The organism is Halobacillus salinarum (genome assembly GCF_022919095.1).
GTDB classification, from domain to species: Bacteria; Bacillota; Bacilli; order Bacillales; family Halobacillaceae; genus Halobacillus_B; species Halobacillus_B salinarum.
The window spans coordinates 2,100,818-2,116,068 of record NZ_CP095073.1 but is presented as its reverse complement, the minus strand read 5'-3'; the positions used below and the strand labels follow the sequence as shown (position 1 = coordinate 2,116,068).

Here is a 15,251-nt window from a genome sequence, read left to right as displayed (position 1 = left end):
AATTCCATGCCTTAATATGAAAGAAGACCCAAATCTGTTGGGCCTTATGACTGCTTTTCTTCATACGCGTTAATAATCCGCTGCACAAGCGGGTGACGGACTACATCTGTCTGATCAAGATGAATAAAAGCGGATCCCTTTACATGACTGAGACGTTCTGCAGCCACTTTTAATCCGGAGGTCACTCCTCTAGGCAAGTCTACCTGCGTGATATCCCCTGTAATAATCATCTTTGAACCAAATCCCAAACGCGTAAGAAACATCTTCATTTGTTCTGGTGTCGTGTTTTGTGCCTCATCAAGAATAGCAAAGGCATCATCCAGTGTACGCCCTCGCATATACGCAAGCGGGGCAATTTCTATCGTACCTCTGTCAATGAGTCTTGCAGTGTGTTCAGCACCGAAGACATCGTGCAGTGAATCATAAAGAGGTCGTAAATACGGATCCACCTTTTCCTTTAAATCGCCGGGCAGAAATCCGAGACTTTCTCCAGCTTCCACCGCAGGGCGTGTAAGTATAATCCGTTTTACTTCTCCTTTCTTCAGGGCGTTGACAGCCATGATAACGGCTAGATATGTCTTTCCTGTCCCGGCTGGACCGATACCAAACACAAGGTCGTGCTTTTTAATCGCATTTACGTAATTTCTTTGACCAAGCGTTTTGACACGTATGGACTTCCCTTTTGTGTTCCGGGTAATTTCATCCTCAAAAAGAGCTTCAAATTGATTAATTTTACCTTTTTTTGCTAGGTCCACAGCATAAACAATATCTCTTTCTGTAATTGTTAGTCCTTTGCGGATAATGGCAAGAACGGCGAGCAAAATGTCTTCTGTCAGTTGAACGTGCTCTGCTTGTCCGGAAACACTCACTCGTTCTCCCCGGGAAATAATTGAGACTTTTAGCTGTTCTTCGATTTGTTTTAAATTTCTATCCTCAGTGCCAAATAGTGCTAAAGCTTCTGAGGTGTTATCCAATTGGATATCAATCGTTTTTAAGTCTTCCTGCATACTCCATCTCCTTGGGTTACGTTCTTAATAATTACGTGTGGCAGCAATATTCTCATATACTTTAAATAATAGGATTAATTTTACTTTACCATTCTCCTCACTCTCGTGCAAAACTTTTTCTTCAATGATTTTTGAGTCTTTTGGAAGCTGCTGAAACAGGCTTTGCTTTGCTGTTTCAGTTCCTCTTGAAACCGCTTCTTTATTGGAATAAGAATTCGCCTGATCTTCCGAATGATAGTAATAAGTAGTGCTTAAGTGAACAGGCAGCTTCCATTTTAAAACGGACCAATCTGAGACGTAATTCTCAGCTCTCTTTTGTTGATCTTGTTTATGCCACCATCCCCAGATGGGAATGGATATTTTTCCAAATTGAAGTTGATACTCTTTTTCAGCGTCTCCATTCGTCAGTTTCAGCTGCTGCTTGACTGGAACAGAAAGGCTTGCTTTATACCAGGTTTCAGCAATGACTTCTCCTTCAGCCCGGACTACAGCGTTATTGTCTTTCCCCTCTACCAACTTGCCTGAAGCCAGCCTTTGTCCCTTTTTTACAACATCATAAACAGATACAAGCGGCCGCCCTTTTTTTATAAATGTTTTAATTACCATTCCTTTTTTTACAGCTATGAGATCAGCAGGATGGGTATTCACATTTTTGTCCTGCCTTGTTTTTTCAACTCCATAAAGGTGATAGCTTGTCCCTTGCTTTTTGACACCAATCCATAAAAGATCAGGGACATCGTCGAGCAGTTTTCGTTGAATCTCGTTTGGGTCATCCATTCCGATCGTCAACTTTCCCGGGGCGACTCCATAGCTTTTCAACTGCTTTTCCACACTTGCTCTGAGCTCAGGGTTCAATCCTTCTACATGAATCGACCATAACGTGTTGGCTAGAAGAAAAACAAGAAGGACACCCAAGATAAAAGCAGCTGCAAGGGAGGTTCTTTTTAGCATGTGCTGAAAAAGAAATGGAATTCCTTTACGACTCACTACTTTAAATTTACATTGATAATTTTTCCGTAATTTCCTGCATGTGCTCCAATCTTTTAAACGGATTGTCATTTGAATGACTTCTGGATTGATTCTTCTAACGTTCGTAATATGGCACCCATTTCGAACACATGCCTGAAGAAAAGGTTCAATAAGCTTCCCTTTTACTTTTATCGTTATTAAGCCAAGGAAATAATCGTGCTGCCTCTGAGACATATCATCCCCCCTTACTTGTTTAGCGGAAGAAATTCCACTGATTGAAGACTGCCCTCCAGCAGTATTTCTTCTTTCAGCATCATTTTCACACCTAAATCACGTCCTACAATCTTGATCTGACCTTGCTTATACTGAAGTCTTACTTCTTCGTCAGAGAAATGCAAAAGACCCGTATGGTTCTCTATGTAAACGTGGATGGAACCTATCGTTGTAATTCTCGGTAAATCGAGCATCACATCAGAAGGTAAATCGAAAGAACGTCCTAACCAAGCACGGAGCTGCTGCTTCCATTTTGACATCCGACTTCCTCCCTTCTTTTCTATTTATACGAAAAACGCACGAATTGTATCACTACAATTCGTGCGTTTCCTTATCTTTTTCTATAATTTGAGTTATGAGGCTTATAGGCACGTGGAGGACCGAGGATTTCGGCCATAATAATTCCGTCCGATACGCTTTTTTTATTCCACTTAATCTTTCTTGAAGAGCGAGTCGAACCCGGGTGTTTGTTCTTTTCAATATGCACTTTCATTTCATCTTCCTGAATCGGCGCATTATGAATATCTTTATTCGGTGTTTCATAAGTAAACGTTCTGCCAGGCGTTTGTCGTTCTTCCGGTTCTTGGCCGTGATTTTGCGACGCGCTTTCTCCACGTATTTCTGAGTCTGGATTATTCTTTTGCCGCTTAGAATCCGTCTTCTGTTGACCAAGGGCAGCCCGTTTAATCCAGCTGTAGATTCCAAAAACAATCGCTAACAGGATAAACATGTTGCTGAACACCAGGCTGAAAAGATCTTCCATTCTTATCTTCCTTTCTGCTTAAAAAGGATTACTTCTCTTCTTCATCACTGTTTTCATCGTCAGTGGATTTTCCTAGTGTTTTTCTCATATCTGTATCTGCATTAATATTTTGATAATTCATGTAATCCATGACGCCCATCTTTCCAGAGCGAAGGGCTTCAGCAAGCGCCTGTGGTACATCGGCTTCTGCTTCCACTACTTTTGCATGCATTTCCTGGACGCGGGCACGCATTTCTTGTTCTTGGGCGATAGCCATAGCTCTTCGTTCTTCTGCTTTCGCTTGAGCAATATTTTTATCTGCTTCTGCCTGGTCGGTTTGCAGGATCGCCCCAATATTTTTGCCAATATCAATATCAGCAATATCAATCGAAAGAATCTCAAATGCTGTTCCTGCGTCCAACCCTTTTCCTAACACGTTTTGAGAGATCAAATCAGGATTTTCCAGTACTTTATTGTGGTTCTTACTTGAACCAATTGTCGAAACAATCCCTTCTCCAACACGAGCAATTACCGTATCTTCACCAGCACCACCGACAAGCCTGTCGATGTTTGCCCGCACGGTAATTCTCGCTTTAGCTTTTACTTCAATCCCGTCCATAGCTACCCCGGCAATAAACGGCGTTTCGATCACCTTAGGATTAACACTCATTTGTACGGCTTCCAACACATCTCTTCCTGCGAGATCGATAGCTGCCGCCCGTTCAAAACTTAACTCGATGTTTGCTCGCTGTGCTGCGATCAGAGCATTGACAACCCTGTCCACATTCCCTCCAGCAAGGTAGTGACTTTCCAGCTGATTCGTATTAACATTCACTCCTGCTTTATGCGCCTTTATCAGGGGAGTAATGACTCGTGATGGAATAACCCGTCTCAGTCTCATCCCTACCAAAGTAAATATACTAATTTTCACCCCGGCCGCAAGGGCACTGATCCAAAGCATAACTGGAATAAATGTCAGTAGAACAGCCAATACAATAATTATGATCCCGACAATAATAATGGGCATCAGTTCATTTAACGTCATTTCATCTTCCTCCTAGTTATTCATAGTATTTACTGCTCTCACTACAATTCTTGCTCCTTCTGTTTTTACCACTCTTACTTGTTCACCTGCGCCAATAAAACCCCCTTCGCTTACTACATCGAGGCGTTCTTCATCAATGATTGCGGTGCCTGAAGGACGTAAAGGTGTAAGAGCTACTCCTTCTAATCCAATCAGTTCAAGACGTGTCACAGAAGACAGATAGCCTTGTTCAGCAGAAGTTGATTCATTAAGGATCACATGCCGGAAAAAACCCCGCTCCAATCCAAAGAACTTAAACATCAGCAGTGAGCCGGCAATCGTAACGATGACAGCGATCCCGATGCTCATCGCCATCTGTCCCATATCGGCTGAAGAAAGCATTAAAGAGGCCACAATGGCTACGACACCGGCGATTCCCGCAATGCCTCCCGGCAGGAACAATTCAGCAATAATGAGTCCAATTCCCAAGATTAGTAATACAATCGCTTCGTACCCAGCCAGGCCTGCTACAATATGTCCATAAAAGAATAATACAAGCGATAGAATGCCCATAATTCCAGGCACACCAAATCCAGGGGAATACAATTCTACGACAAGCCCCAGGCTTGCGACCGAAAGCAAAATTGGAATAACGACTGGATTGGTCAGTAATCTTGCCAGGTTTTCTGCAAGAGTCGGGGACGTTTCAACGATCTTTGCATCCGAAAGACCCAGCTCATTTAGCAATTCGGTGCGATCATTAACAATTCCTTCTGCATAACCGACTTCTTTTGCCTGTGAAGGTCCCAACGTTAGAAATTCCCCTTTAGGGGCTCCATATTCAGGTAAATCGACTTTGCTATCGGCCATCGCTCTTGCATAAAGAGGATCCCTGTTGTTCGATTCCGCAGCAGCTACCATCGAAGAGATCCAGGCAGATTGAGCTTTCTTATCTGCTGCGGTTCCATCGGAGTTAATCACTCCTGAAGCACCCATAGTTGCCTGAGGTTTCATATAAATCTGATCGGTGTTTAACGCGATATATGAACCTGCAGAATAAGCCCTGCTTGTAATAAAAGCTGTATTAGGAACAGTTAAGTCCTGAATTATCTCTCCAATTGCCCCAGCAGCATCTACCCTTCCTCCAGGCGTGTCTAATTCAAAAATGATTTGATCTGCACCATTTTCTATTGCCTCATCTGTCGTCCGATGAAGAAAAGCAGCCATTCCCCTTTCCACTGTTTCTGATACAGGGATGATATAGACAAGCTTCCCTTCTCCTTTAGCAGAAACCGCATTCAAAAAAAGCTGAAAGCCTATGATACCTGCAGCTGTGATCAGCAAAGAATAAACGACGATCCTTTGCATGCGTCTAACCATCCACTTCTCACCTCCCCCAATCATCCTTTCGGTTACTACCTATACGTATAGGATTGCCAAATAGTTTCAAAGTATATAAAAAGGCCTCTCTTGAATTAGAGAGACCTTTAAACTTAGGATAATTGCTTTAGCACGAGCTTATTTACCTGGGAGCCATCCGCTTTGCCTTTAACTTTAGGCATAACTGCACTCATGACTTTACCCATGTCACTCTTGTTAGAAGCTCCTACCTCTTGAATTGTTTCTTGAACAATTTGCTCAAGTTCTTCTTCTGACAGCTGTTCCGGCATATATCTTTGTAAAACTTCCAATTCATAATGAAGTCCTTCTACAAGATCATCGCGTCCAGCTTCTTCGAATTCGTGGAGGGAATCTTTTCGCTGTTTTACCTCACGGGTTAAAACAGTTAATTCTTCTTCATCAGTTAATTCGCCTTTTCCAAGTTTGATAGCCTCATTTTGCATTGAAGCTCTCACCATGCGAATAACGGAAAGAGTTTGCTTATCCCTTGCCTTCATCGCCGTTTTCATATCCTCGGTCAGGCGTTCAGTAATAGTCATTCTAACTAACACCCTCTTTAATCACTACTTGCGCTTTCTAGCTGCCTCAGATTTTTTCTTGCGGCGAACGCTTGGTTTATCGTAATATTCACGCTTACGATATTCTGCTAGTGTACCACTTTTAGATACACTGCGCTTGAAGCGACGAAGAGCATCTTCAAGAGACTCGTTTTTACGAACGCGAGTTGTTTTTGACATGCTATTTCCCTCCCTCCGAAGCAAAAAAACTGTTACTAAACTGTATGAGCAGGTGTCCCATACCTTTGACAATTATATTATATGCCTTGCGTGTGGTCAACTTTTTTATTAATAACTGACATCGTTTCTACAAAATTATAATTCCCTGAACTGTAAACAATCAAGGGTCTTATAAGAGAAAACGACGGACCACTTTTATGAGAAAAAAATTGTTCGTGCCGCTTCCTTTTAATAATCAGATGTACCTTGTTCTCCGTTGAGGATCGCAATTCCTGAACTAGCACCAATTCTTGTTGCCCCGGCTTCAATCATTGCTTTTGCACCTTTGTAATCACGAACTCCTCCAGAAGCTTTTACTCCCAATTCAGGACCGACTGTTTTTCTCATTAAACTGATATCTTCAACAGTCGCTCCTCCGGTAGAGAATCCTGTAGAAGTTTTTACAAAATGTGCTCCAGCCGCTTTGGCTAGTTCGCAGGCGGTTACTTTTTCTTCGTCTGTTAAAAGACAAGTCTCGATGATTACCTTCACCAATGCCTTCTCCCCAGCTTCAATCACAACAGCTGCAATATCTTCTTTCACTGCATCCGTATTACCGGATTTCAATTCCCCGATATTGATCACCATATCTACTTCAGTCGCACCATTTTCAATCGCCTGCCGCGTCTCAAATGATTTAGTTTCTGTAGTCGTTGCTCCTAATGGAAAACCAATCACCGTACAAACCTTCACGTCTGTATCTTTTAAAAGACTATAGCTGTACTTTACCCAGTGGGGGTTAATGCACACTGAGGCAAAGTGGTGCTCCTTAGCTTCTTTACATATTTGGGTAATCTTTTCTTTTGTTGTATCCGGCTTTAATTGTGTATGATCAATCATTTTTGCTAAATTTTGTTCCATAAATCATCGTCCCTTCAGAAATTGAGTTGTTCGTACATCTATTGTATCATAGCATGATTCACGACAGAATGCATTCCTTATAAGTAAGAGGAAAGATTCCCCGTTGCTCTAATAAAAAACCGCTATGATTTCCTCACAGCGGTTTAAAAGTTTCAGGAACTAAGTGAAACTTGAGAAGGTTCATCCATAACACGGACAAACTCCCCTATATTATAAGGGTAACCCGCTTTGGTAATTTTCACTCTAACAATCTCACCAATCAAGTCATCGCTTCCTGAAATCTTCACTTTTAGATAGTTGTCTGTGTATCCTACTAGCCTTCCTTCTTCATCTCTGGAATGCTCTTCTGGAATCATTTCAAGCACTTCTCCTTCATATTGAGAAGCGTATTCCTTCGCTTGCTGGTCAGATAAATCAATTAATCGCCGGACACGCTCATGCTTGATTTCATCATCGATTTGATCTTTCATCCGGGCAGCAGGCGTACCTGTGCGTTTCGAAAATGGAAAGACATGCAGCTCGGAATAACCGATTTCTTTTACAAAGTTGTATGTTTCCATGAATTCTTCCTCTGTTTCCCCTGGGAAACCGACAATAACATCTGAAGTAATCGCAAGACCAGGCAGTGCTTCTTTAATTCTGTCAATTCTTTCTTTATAAAATTCGGTCGTATACTTCCTTCTCATTCTTTTCAATACGGTATCAGATCCGGATTGAAGCGGAATATGCAAATGGCGCACGATTTTATCAGAGTCGTTAAGAACTTCAATCACATCATCTGTTATTTGACTCGCTTCAATAGAAGAGATGCGAATTCTTTTGAGACCTTGGACGCGTTTGTCCAGTTCTCTTAGAAGCATCGCTAAATTGTAATCTTTCATGTCTTCTCCGTAACCGCCCGTGTGAATCCCTGTTAAAACGATCTCTTTATAGCCTGCATCGACAAGCTGCTGTGCCTGACTTACGACAGCTTCCGGATCACGGGAACGCATTAATCCGCGTGCCCACGGGATAATACAGAAAGTACAGAAGTTGTTACACCCTTCCTGAATCTTCAATGAGGCTCTAGTGCGATCAGTAAAAGCCGGGACATCCAGCTCTTCATACACACGGTTTTTCATAATATTCGTAACCCCGTTAATGGGCTGGCGTTCCTTCTTGAACTGTTCAATATAGTCCAGCATTTTCACACGGTCCTGCGTACCTACAACAATATCTACACCAGGGATGTCCATGATCTCCCCTGGAGATGTTTGCGCATAGCAACCAGTAACGCAGATCACGGCATCAGGATTTTTACGAATTGCCCTGCGAATAACTTGCCGGCTTTTTTTATCCCCCGTATTGGTTACTGTACAAGTATTGATCACATAAACATCTGAAGGACGTTCAAAGTCCACTCGTTCGTATCCTCGATCACTAAATAATTGCCAGATTGCTTCTGTTTCGTAATGATTCACTTTACAACCCAGCGTATGAAATGCAACATTAGGCATTCATCTTCACCTCAACTCTTCAAAATGGTAGGAAACACTAGATAAGTAATACAAAGGGGCCGTTTCCATTCTAAGGATTCGCCGTCCCAGCCTCACCGTCTCAAAATGAGCCGCAGACAGCTGGCTGACTTCCCGGTCAGAAAATCCACCCTCAGGACCGATGACTACTAGAATCCTCATTCCTTCCTTTACATGAGCAAAATGATCCGCTAAGGAATGAAAATCCTCTGCCCGCGCTTCGTCTTCATAAGCAAATACTTTTACATCAAACTCTTCTGCCGTATCAAGGAGATGATTAAGATCAACCGGCAGAGAAACTTCAGGTATATGGGAGCGCTGGGACTGCTCACTGGCTTCTTTAGCAATTTTTTCGAGCCTGTTTACTTTTTTTCTCGCTTTAGACTCGTCCCACTTGGAAATTGACCTCTCAGCCTGAAAAGGGATAAAACTGTGAGCACCCAGCTCGGTGCCTTTTTGAATCACTTGCTCAAGTTTATCGCCTTTTCCAATACTTTGGACAATTGTAACATCTACAGGCAATTCCCTGTTTTCTTCAAGGCGTTCCACTATTCTGCAAAGCACCTGCCTATTTTCTATCGCAGTTATTTCACAACTCGCAGCCAACTGATCATCTTTCTTTATGCAGATAATTTCATCCCCTGGAGCCATCCGCATTACTCTGGAAATGTGATGGACATCCTCTCCTGTGACGGAAACATATTGCTCGGACCATTGTTCCTTGTCCACAAAATAACGTTGTACCATAACACGCCACCTATTGTCCTGGCTTCCTGGCTATAATGGATATCCAGTCTTCCATTTTATTGGTTTCAACGATTTCAAAACCTGAGCTTATCAACTGATCTCTTACCAAGTCTTTCTTTCCTGAAATAATTCCTGAAGTAATAAAATAACCTCCAGGCTTAATTACATGATAAGCTTCCTTAGTAAAACGGACAATGATTTCAGCTAAAATATTGGAGACGATTAAATCAGCCCCCGGTTCCACACCTTTCAGCAAATCATTTTGTTTTGCTGAAATTTTGTTTTCCACCTGATTCAGACTAGCGTTGTTCAACGTACTGGCTACTGCAATATCATCCAGGTCAAACGCATACACGTGCTCTGCACCAAGCAAAACGGAAGCGATACTAAGAATGCCCGAGCCCGCTCCAACATCGAGGACTTGGTTACCTTCTTTTAAGTATTGCTCCAGCGCCTGCAGGCTTAACACAGTAGTTGGATGAGTACCTGTTCCAAAAGCCATGCCAGGATCCATTTCGATTATGATTTCATCAGTGGAAACCGGTGTGTACTTCTCCCAAGTAGGGATGATGGTTATCTTTTCAGATATTTTAACAGGCTTATAGTATTTTTTCCAAGCTGTGGCCCAGTCTTCTTCATTGATTTCGCTAATGGAAATAAGATTTTTACCGACATCAATATCAAAGGAAGACAGCTGGCTGATCGACTGCTTTATTTCCTCCACTGTTTCTCCTAAAAAACTGTTCACAGGAAGATATGCTTTTACGTAAACGCCTTCTTCCGGATAATCTTCAGGATTTAATTCATAAATCTCACCTAAAGCTGTTTCTTCGCGGATCATGTCTTGAGGGTCTTCAATCACCACACCACTGGCTCCGGATTCGTGAAGGATATTAGATACAGGTTCAATCGCTTCATTGGTCGTGTGTATACAGATTTCTGACCATTTCACTCGGATCAACTCACTTTATTAAGTATTTGTTTATGAAATAAAAGAAGAGAGTATCTGGACAATGGAACCGGCGAATGATTGCCCCCAGTCTGACCTTCCGTCCTAGACACTCTCCCTTTGCTTTATCTACTCACCTTTAAAAGCACGTTTCATACGTTCAAAGAAATTGCCGTGCTGTTCTTCAGTCGCTTCATTACCGCTGATATCATTGAATTCACGAAGCAATTCTTTTTGACGTTCAGTGAGATTTTTTGGAGTTATCACTTTTGTCTTCACGTGTTGATCCCCATGACCGCGGCCATGAACATTTGGAGCACCTTTATCTTTCAGACGGAACGTTTTGCCTGTCTGAGTTCCTGCTGGTATTTTCAGCATAACTTTTCCATGGACCGTAGGGACTTCAATCTCATCGCCAAGTGCTGCTTGGGTAAAGGTTAAAGGAATCTCACAGAAAATATGGTCTCCTTCGCGTTCAAAGAATTCGTGCGGCTTAACCTGGATCACTACGAATAAATCCCCTGCAGGTCCGCCGTTTACGCCAGCTTCACCTTTTCCTGGAACACGGATTTGCTGACCTTCATCGATACCAGCCGGGATATCAATGTTAATCTTCTTCCGTGAATTTATCCGTCCTCTGCCGCCGCAATCTGGACATTTTTCCTTAACAATTTTACCGCTTCCTTGACAATGGTGACATACACGGCGATTAACTACGCGGCCAAACGGCGTGTTCTGTTCCTGATTGATTTGCCCTGAACCTTGACAGTGAGGACAAGTTTCAGGAGAAGTTCCCGGCTTTGCACCGTCGCCGCCGCATGTTTCACAATCTTCTTCAATTGGAATTTCAATCGTGGTGCTTTTACCGAAGATTGCCTCTTCAAAGTCTAAGGACATGGTATATTGAAGATCGGCACCTTTCCGGGGAGCGTTAGGGTCGCGTCTGCGGCCTCCCCCACCAAAGAACATGTCGAAAATATCTCCAAAGCCGCCGAAATCTTCTGCTCCTCCACCAAAACCGCCAAAGCCTTGGTTAGGTCCAGCATGGCCGAACTGGTCATACTGAGCACGCTTTTGCTGATCACTTAGCGTTTCATAAGCCTCTTTGGCTTCTTTAAATTTATCTGCTGCGTTTTCCTCTTTACTGACATCCGGGTGGTATTGGCGTGCCAGTTTACGGTAAGCTTTCTTTATTTCCTCCTTGGAAGCATCTTTCGATACCCCGAGGACCTCATAATAATCACGTTTACTCACTTGTCGATCACTCTCCCGGGCACTATAGCATAAAATTCATAATAACATTTTTCAGGTTGTTTCAGCAACTTTTTCACGCGTTAAAAAAAGTCAAAGCCAAGAAGATCCTGACTTTGACTTTTTTCATTCTACCTATCCTTTACTTCTTTTCGTCGTCGTTAACCTCTTCATAGTCAGCGTCAACTACATCATCTTCGGCTTTGCCCTCTTCACCCTGGGCAGCTTCAGCCTGCTGTTGTGCTTGTTCATAGAGCTTAACAGAAAGGTTTTGAACTTGTTCTTGAAGAGCATCTTTCTTCTCTCTAATTGCGTCAAGATCTTCACCTTCAAGAGCAGTTTTCAGCTCTTCTTTTGCTGATTCTGCTTGTTGTTTCTCTTCTTCCGTAACTTTTTCACCTAGGTCTTTAATTGTCTTATCGGTAGTAAATACGAGCTGGTCAGCTTCATTGCGAAGCTCTACCTCTTCACGTTTCTTCTTATCTTCTTCAGCATTTTCTTCAGCCTGACGTACCATTTCATCTACTTCTTCATCGGAAAGACCCGAGGAAGATTTAATGGTAATGGATTGTTCTTTATTTGTACCCATGTCTTTAGCGCGTACATTAACAATCCCGTTTGCATCAATATCGAAGCTTACTTCGATTTGAGGCACGCCTCTTGGAGCCGGCGGGATATCCGTCAACTGGAAACGACCGAGCGTTTTGTTGTCCTGAGCCATTTCACGTTCCCCTTGCAGTACGTGAATATCAACAGCAGTCTGATTATCAGCAGCTGTGGAGAAGACTTGAGAGTGACTAGTTGGGATCGTTGTATTACGTTCGATTAATTTAGTAGTCACGCCACCCATTGTTTCAATACCTAATGATAGTGGTGTAACATCAAGGAGAACGACGTCTTTAACGTCCCCTTGCAGTACGCCGCCCTGGATAGATGCACCTAGAGCAACCACTTCGTCAGGGTTCACGCCTTTAGACGGCTCTTTGCCAACCGCTTTCTTAATTGCTTCTTGAACGGCTGGAATTCGAGTAGACCCTCCAACTAATAGTACTTTATGAATATCGCTTGCGCTCATACCTGCATCTTTCAATGCCTGACGAGTTGGTTTCATCGTACGTTCGATCAGATCTGATGAAAGCTCTTCAAATTTTGCACGAGTAAGGTTCATCTCCAGGTGGAGCGGACCTGCTTCTCCTGCCGTAATGAATGGCAGTGAAATTTGCGTTTGAGCTACGCCGGAAAGATCCTTCTTCGCTTTCTCAGCAGCATCTTTCAAGCGTTGTTTTGCCATTTTATCCTGAGAAAGATCAATGCCGTTTTCTTTTTTGAATTCAGCTACCATATGGTCAATGATAACCTGGTCAAAGTCATCTCCACCTAGACGGTTATCTCCAGCAGTGGAAACAACTTCGAATGTACCATCGCCGATATCCAAAATGGAAACGTCGAAAGTCCCTCCGCCTAAGTCGTAAACTAAAATGGTTTGATCTTGGTCTTCTTTATCAATACCATAAGCAAGCGCTGCAGCTGTTGGTTCGTTAATAATACGCTCTACTTCTAGACCAGCAATTTTACCAGCATCTTTAGTCGCTTGGCGTTCAGCATCGTTAAAGTAAGCCGGCACAGTAATAACCGCTTTATCTACAGTATCACCAAGGTAGTCTTCTGCGTACCCTTTAATGTACTGCAGGATGATTGCAGAAATCTCTTGTGGTGTATATTCTTTTCCTTCCACTTCTACTTTATGGTCTGTACCCATATAGCGTTTAATGGACAGGATGGTGTTAGGGTTTGTAATCGCCTGGCGTTTCGCTACTTCACCTACTTGACGTTCGCCATTTTTAAAAGCTACAGCTGATGGAGTTGTACGGTTCCCTTCTGGATTGGGAATTACTTTTGATTCGCCGCCTTCCATCACTGCTACACAAGAGTTTGTTGTACCTAAGTCAATTCCGATAATTTTACCCATGGTGATGAGTCCTCCTTTACTTCCTACATAAAAATTTCGATTTATTGATTTACTTTTACCATTGCCGGGCGGATAACCCGGTCTTTCAAGCGATATCCCTTTTGCAGCTCCTCGACCACTACATTTGATTCGTAGTTGTCATCTTCCACTTGCATGACTGCCTGATGTAAATGGGGATCAAATGGTTCGCCTTCGGCAGGGATGGTTTCTACCCCTTCTTTATCAAGTGCGGCTTTAAATTGATCGTGTACCATTTTCATTCCTTCAGCAAATTTTTGAGCTGCTTCTCCTTCTACTTCTATTTGGAAAGCTCTCTCAAAGTTATCCAGTACAGGGATAAGTTCTTCGATTAAGCTTTGGGATCTGTACTTGCGATCAGCTTCTTTTTCTTGCATTGTACGCCTGCGAAAATTATCATAATCGGCTTGTAAGCGAAGCAAGCGGTTGTTGATTTGTTCATTTTCTTTACGAAGCTGTTCCAGTTGTTCAACAGAAATTTCAGCATCAGAATATTCCTCTTCAAGAATCTCCCGTTCCTGCTGTTCTTCTGTTTCATCAATAATTTCCTGCTCTTGCTGTTTATTTTCTTCCACGAATTCCACCTCCTAAACTTCCTTATACCGTTATTGACTATAACATGTTTTTATATCCTGAAAAAGCAATAGACAAAAAGAAGCGATGGGAATATAAGTCCCCATCTTCACTTGGTTTGCATCGTTCTAGTACAAGCCTCGGAAGGCTTCTGTCATATGCTTGGATAACTCGTTCATCAATGAAATCATCCTGTTATACTCCATACGGGTGGGCCCAAGTAATGCAATGGTACCTCTCTGATTGTTGCCCATCGTATAACTGGCTGTTATCAGGCTGCAATTCTGCATGGCATCAAATGGATTTTCATGGCCAATACGAACGTGAACCCCTTTTTCACCAGTCCGGAGCAAATCCGCCATTTCGGCTTCTTTTTCAATAATAGCGTAAAGGGATCGGACTTTATCCAAATCTCTAAACTCCGGCTGCATTAGAATGTTCGTTTTGCCTCCGATATAAATCTTCGTCGGCTGCTCATCTACTAAGGCGGCCTGTAAATAAGAAAACAGATGCTCATGCCTATCCGTATGGTCTTTTAGCAGAGTATGGATCTCTGAATACAGCTTTTCATGAATTTTAACAAGAGGGACACCTTGCAGTCGGGAATTCAGGATATTAACGATCTTTTCCAGTTCGCCGGAATCAATTTCAACAGGTACATTAAATGCCCTGTGTTCCACATGCCCGGTATCTGTAACCAGGATAGCAATAGCTGACTGCTCATTTAAGGGAACAATCTGCAGCTGTTTTAGCTTCGTTTCAAATACTTCCGGTCCAAGCACTAAGGATGTATAGTTCGTTAAATCCGATAGTATCCCTGCAGACTTCTGCACCACTCGTTCAAATTCGAGCATACGATCATTAAATGCAGCCCTTATTGTCGTTAATTCCTCTCTAGACAAACGCAGTGGGGACAGCAAATGATCAACATAAAAACGATAACCTTGTTCGGAAGGAATCCGGCCGGAAGAAGAGTGGGTCTTTTCAATGAACCCCATTTCCTCTAAATCTGCCATTTCATTTCTAATGGTAGCTGAGCTAAAGGTAACGGCATTTTTTTTTGAGATCGACCGGGAACCCACCGGCTGTGCAGTCAGGATGAAATCATCAACTATCACTTGCAAAATCAGCAGTTGTCTTTCTGTTAGCATCGATGATCACCTCTGTTAGCACTCGA

At 42.7% G+C, this 15,251-nt stretch carries 16 protein-coding genes; all 16 read right to left on the bottom strand.

Going from position 1 to position 15,251, the window contains the following annotated elements; translation table 11 throughout:
* Nucleotides 1-44: 44 nt before the first annotated feature.
* The 16 genes from MUN89_RS10780 to hrcA all read right to left on the bottom strand — a co-directional run bounded on the left by MUN89_RS10780 (nt 45) and on the right by hrcA (nt 15,225).
* A complete protein-coding gene (locus MUN89_RS10780; RefSeq protein WP_244713493.1) occupies nt 45-1,007 on the bottom strand; it encodes a PhoH family protein in 963 nt (320 codons plus the stop codon).
* Nucleotides 1,008-1,031: 24 nt separating this feature from the next.
* A complete protein-coding gene (yqfD, locus tag MUN89_RS10775; RefSeq protein WP_244713491.1) occupies nt 1,032-2,210 on the bottom strand; it encodes a sporulation protein YqfD in 1,179 nt (392 codons plus the stop codon).
* Between the two features lie 11 nt (nt 2,211-2,221).
* The gene (gene yqfC / locus MUN89_RS10770) at nt 2,222-2,509 is read right to left on the bottom strand and encodes a sporulation protein YqfC (protein ID WP_244713488.1); all 288 of its coding nucleotides are present in this window, start codon (nt 2,507-2,509) and stop codon (nt 2,222-2,224) included.
* A 71-nt stretch (nt 2,510-2,580) separates the two neighbouring features.
* The gene (locus tag MUN89_RS10765) at nt 2,581-3,012 is read right to left on the bottom strand and encodes a hypothetical protein (protein ID WP_244713486.1); all 432 of its coding nucleotides are present in this window, start codon (nt 3,010-3,012) and stop codon (nt 2,581-2,583) included.
* 28 nt (nt 3,013-3,040) lie between these two features.
* Nucleotides 3,041-4,036 carry a flotillin-like protein FloA gene (floA, locus tag MUN89_RS10760; protein WP_244713483.1) on the bottom strand — a complete coding sequence of 332 codons (996 nt, stop codon included), beginning with the start codon at nt 4,034-4,036 and terminating at the stop codon, nt 3,041-3,043.
* Between the two features lie 12 nt (nt 4,037-4,048).
* Nucleotides 4,049-5,395, bottom strand: a complete 1,347-nt coding sequence (locus MUN89_RS10755; RefSeq protein ID WP_244713481.1) for an NfeD family protein — start codon at nt 5,393-5,395, stop codon at nt 4,049-4,051.
* Between the two features lie 113 nt (nt 5,396-5,508).
* A complete protein-coding gene (locus tag MUN89_RS10750; RefSeq protein ID WP_244713478.1) occupies nt 5,509-5,955 on the bottom strand; it encodes a GatB/YqeY domain-containing protein in 447 nt (148 codons plus the stop codon).
* Between the two features lie 24 nt (nt 5,956-5,979).
* Nucleotides 5,980-6,153, bottom strand: coding sequence for a 30S ribosomal protein S21 (rpsU, locus tag MUN89_RS10745; protein WP_244713476.1), 174 nt, complete (start codon nt 6,151-6,153; stop codon nt 5,980-5,982).
* Nucleotides 6,154-6,381: 228 nt separating this feature from the next.
* Nucleotides 6,382-7,053, bottom strand: coding sequence for a deoxyribose-phosphate aldolase (gene deoC / locus MUN89_RS10740; RefSeq protein ID WP_244713473.1), 672 nt, complete (start codon nt 7,051-7,053; stop codon nt 6,382-6,384).
* Between the two features lie 152 nt (nt 7,054-7,205).
* A complete protein-coding gene (mtaB, locus tag MUN89_RS10735) occupies nt 7,206-8,549 on the bottom strand; it encodes a tRNA (N(6)-L-threonylcarbamoyladenosine(37)-C(2))-methylthiotransferase MtaB (protein ID WP_244713471.1) in 1,344 nt (447 codons plus the stop codon).
* Nucleotides 8,550-8,555: 6 nt separating this feature from the next.
* Nucleotides 8,556-9,314 carry a 16S rRNA (uracil(1498)-N(3))-methyltransferase gene (locus tag MUN89_RS10730; RefSeq protein WP_244713469.1) on the bottom strand — a complete coding sequence of 253 codons (759 nt, stop codon included), beginning with the start codon at nt 9,312-9,314 and terminating at the stop codon, nt 8,556-8,558.
* Nucleotides 9,315-9,324: 10 nt separating this feature from the next.
* Nucleotides 9,325-10,266, bottom strand: coding sequence for a 50S ribosomal protein L11 methyltransferase (gene prmA, locus MUN89_RS10725; RefSeq protein WP_244713466.1), 942 nt, complete (start codon nt 10,264-10,266; stop codon nt 9,325-9,327).
* A gap of 126 nt (nt 10,267-10,392) precedes the next feature.
* Nucleotides 10,393-11,517, bottom strand: a complete 1,125-nt coding sequence (dnaJ, locus tag MUN89_RS10720; protein ID WP_244713464.1) for a molecular chaperone DnaJ — start codon at nt 11,515-11,517, stop codon at nt 10,393-10,395.
* A 139-nt stretch (nt 11,518-11,656) separates the two neighbouring features.
* On the bottom strand, nt 11,657-13,483 hold the full coding sequence (gene dnaK / locus MUN89_RS10715; protein WP_244713461.1) for a molecular chaperone DnaK: 1,827 nt from the start codon (nt 13,481-13,483) through the stop codon (nt 11,657-11,659).
* 41 nt (nt 13,484-13,524) lie between these two features.
* Nucleotides 13,525-14,076, bottom strand: a complete 552-nt coding sequence (gene grpE / locus MUN89_RS10710; RefSeq protein ID WP_244713459.1) for a nucleotide exchange factor GrpE — start codon at nt 14,074-14,076, stop codon at nt 13,525-13,527.
* Between the two features lie 126 nt (nt 14,077-14,202).
* Nucleotides 14,203-15,225: a heat-inducible transcriptional repressor HrcA gene (gene hrcA / locus MUN89_RS10705; protein ID WP_244713457.1), complete on the bottom strand. Its 1,023-nt coding sequence runs from the start codon at nt 15,223-15,225 to the stop codon at nt 14,203-14,205.
* Nucleotides 15,226-15,251: the final 26 nt, after the last annotated feature.

What these genes read in the sequence shown, in the direction of transcription:
- MUN89_RS10780 (WP_244713493.1), bottom strand. Translation starts at nt 1,007, where the DNA reads ATGCAGGAAGACTTAAAAACGATTGATATCCAATTGGATAACACCTCA.
- yqfD (WP_244713491.1), bottom strand. Translation starts at nt 2,210, where the DNA reads ATGTCTCAGAGGCAGCACGATTATTTCCTTGGCTTAATAACGATAAAA.
- yqfC (WP_244713488.1), bottom strand. Translation starts at nt 2,509, where the DNA reads ATGTCAAAATGGAAGCAGCAGCTCCGTGCTTGGTTAGGACGTTCTTTC.
- MUN89_RS10765 (WP_244713486.1), bottom strand. Translation starts at nt 3,012, where the DNA reads ATGGAAGATCTTTTCAGCCTGGTGTTCAGCAACATGTTTATCCTGTTA.
- floA (WP_244713483.1), bottom strand. Translation starts at nt 4,036, where the DNA reads ATGACGTTAAATGAACTGATGCCCATTATTATTGTCGGGATCATAATT.
- MUN89_RS10755 (WP_244713481.1), bottom strand. Translation starts at nt 5,395, where the DNA reads ATGGTTAGACGCATGCAAAGGATCGTCGTTTATTCTTTGCTGATCACA.
- MUN89_RS10750 (WP_244713478.1), bottom strand. Translation starts at nt 5,955, where the DNA reads ATGACTATTACTGAACGCCTGACCGAGGATATGAAAACGGCGATGAAG.
- rpsU (WP_244713476.1), bottom strand. Translation starts at nt 6,153, where the DNA reads ATGTCAAAAACAACTCGCGTTCGTAAAAACGAGTCTCTTGAAGATGCT.
- deoC (WP_244713473.1), bottom strand. Translation starts at nt 7,053, where the DNA reads ATGGAACAAAATTTAGCAAAAATGATTGATCATACACAATTAAAGCCG.
- mtaB (WP_244713471.1), bottom strand. Translation starts at nt 8,549, where the DNA reads ATGCCTAATGTTGCATTTCATACGCTGGGTTGTAAAGTGAATCATTAC.
- MUN89_RS10730 (WP_244713469.1), bottom strand. Translation starts at nt 9,314, where the DNA reads ATGGTACAACGTTATTTTGTGGACAAGGAACAATGGTCCGAGCAATAT.
- dnaK (WP_244713461.1), bottom strand. Translation starts at nt 13,483, where the DNA reads ATGGGTAAAATTATCGGAATTGACTTAGGTACAACAAACTCTTGTGTA.
- hrcA (WP_244713457.1), bottom strand. Translation starts at nt 15,225, where the DNA reads ATGCTAACAGAAAGACAACTGCTGATTTTGCAAGTGATAGTTGATGAT.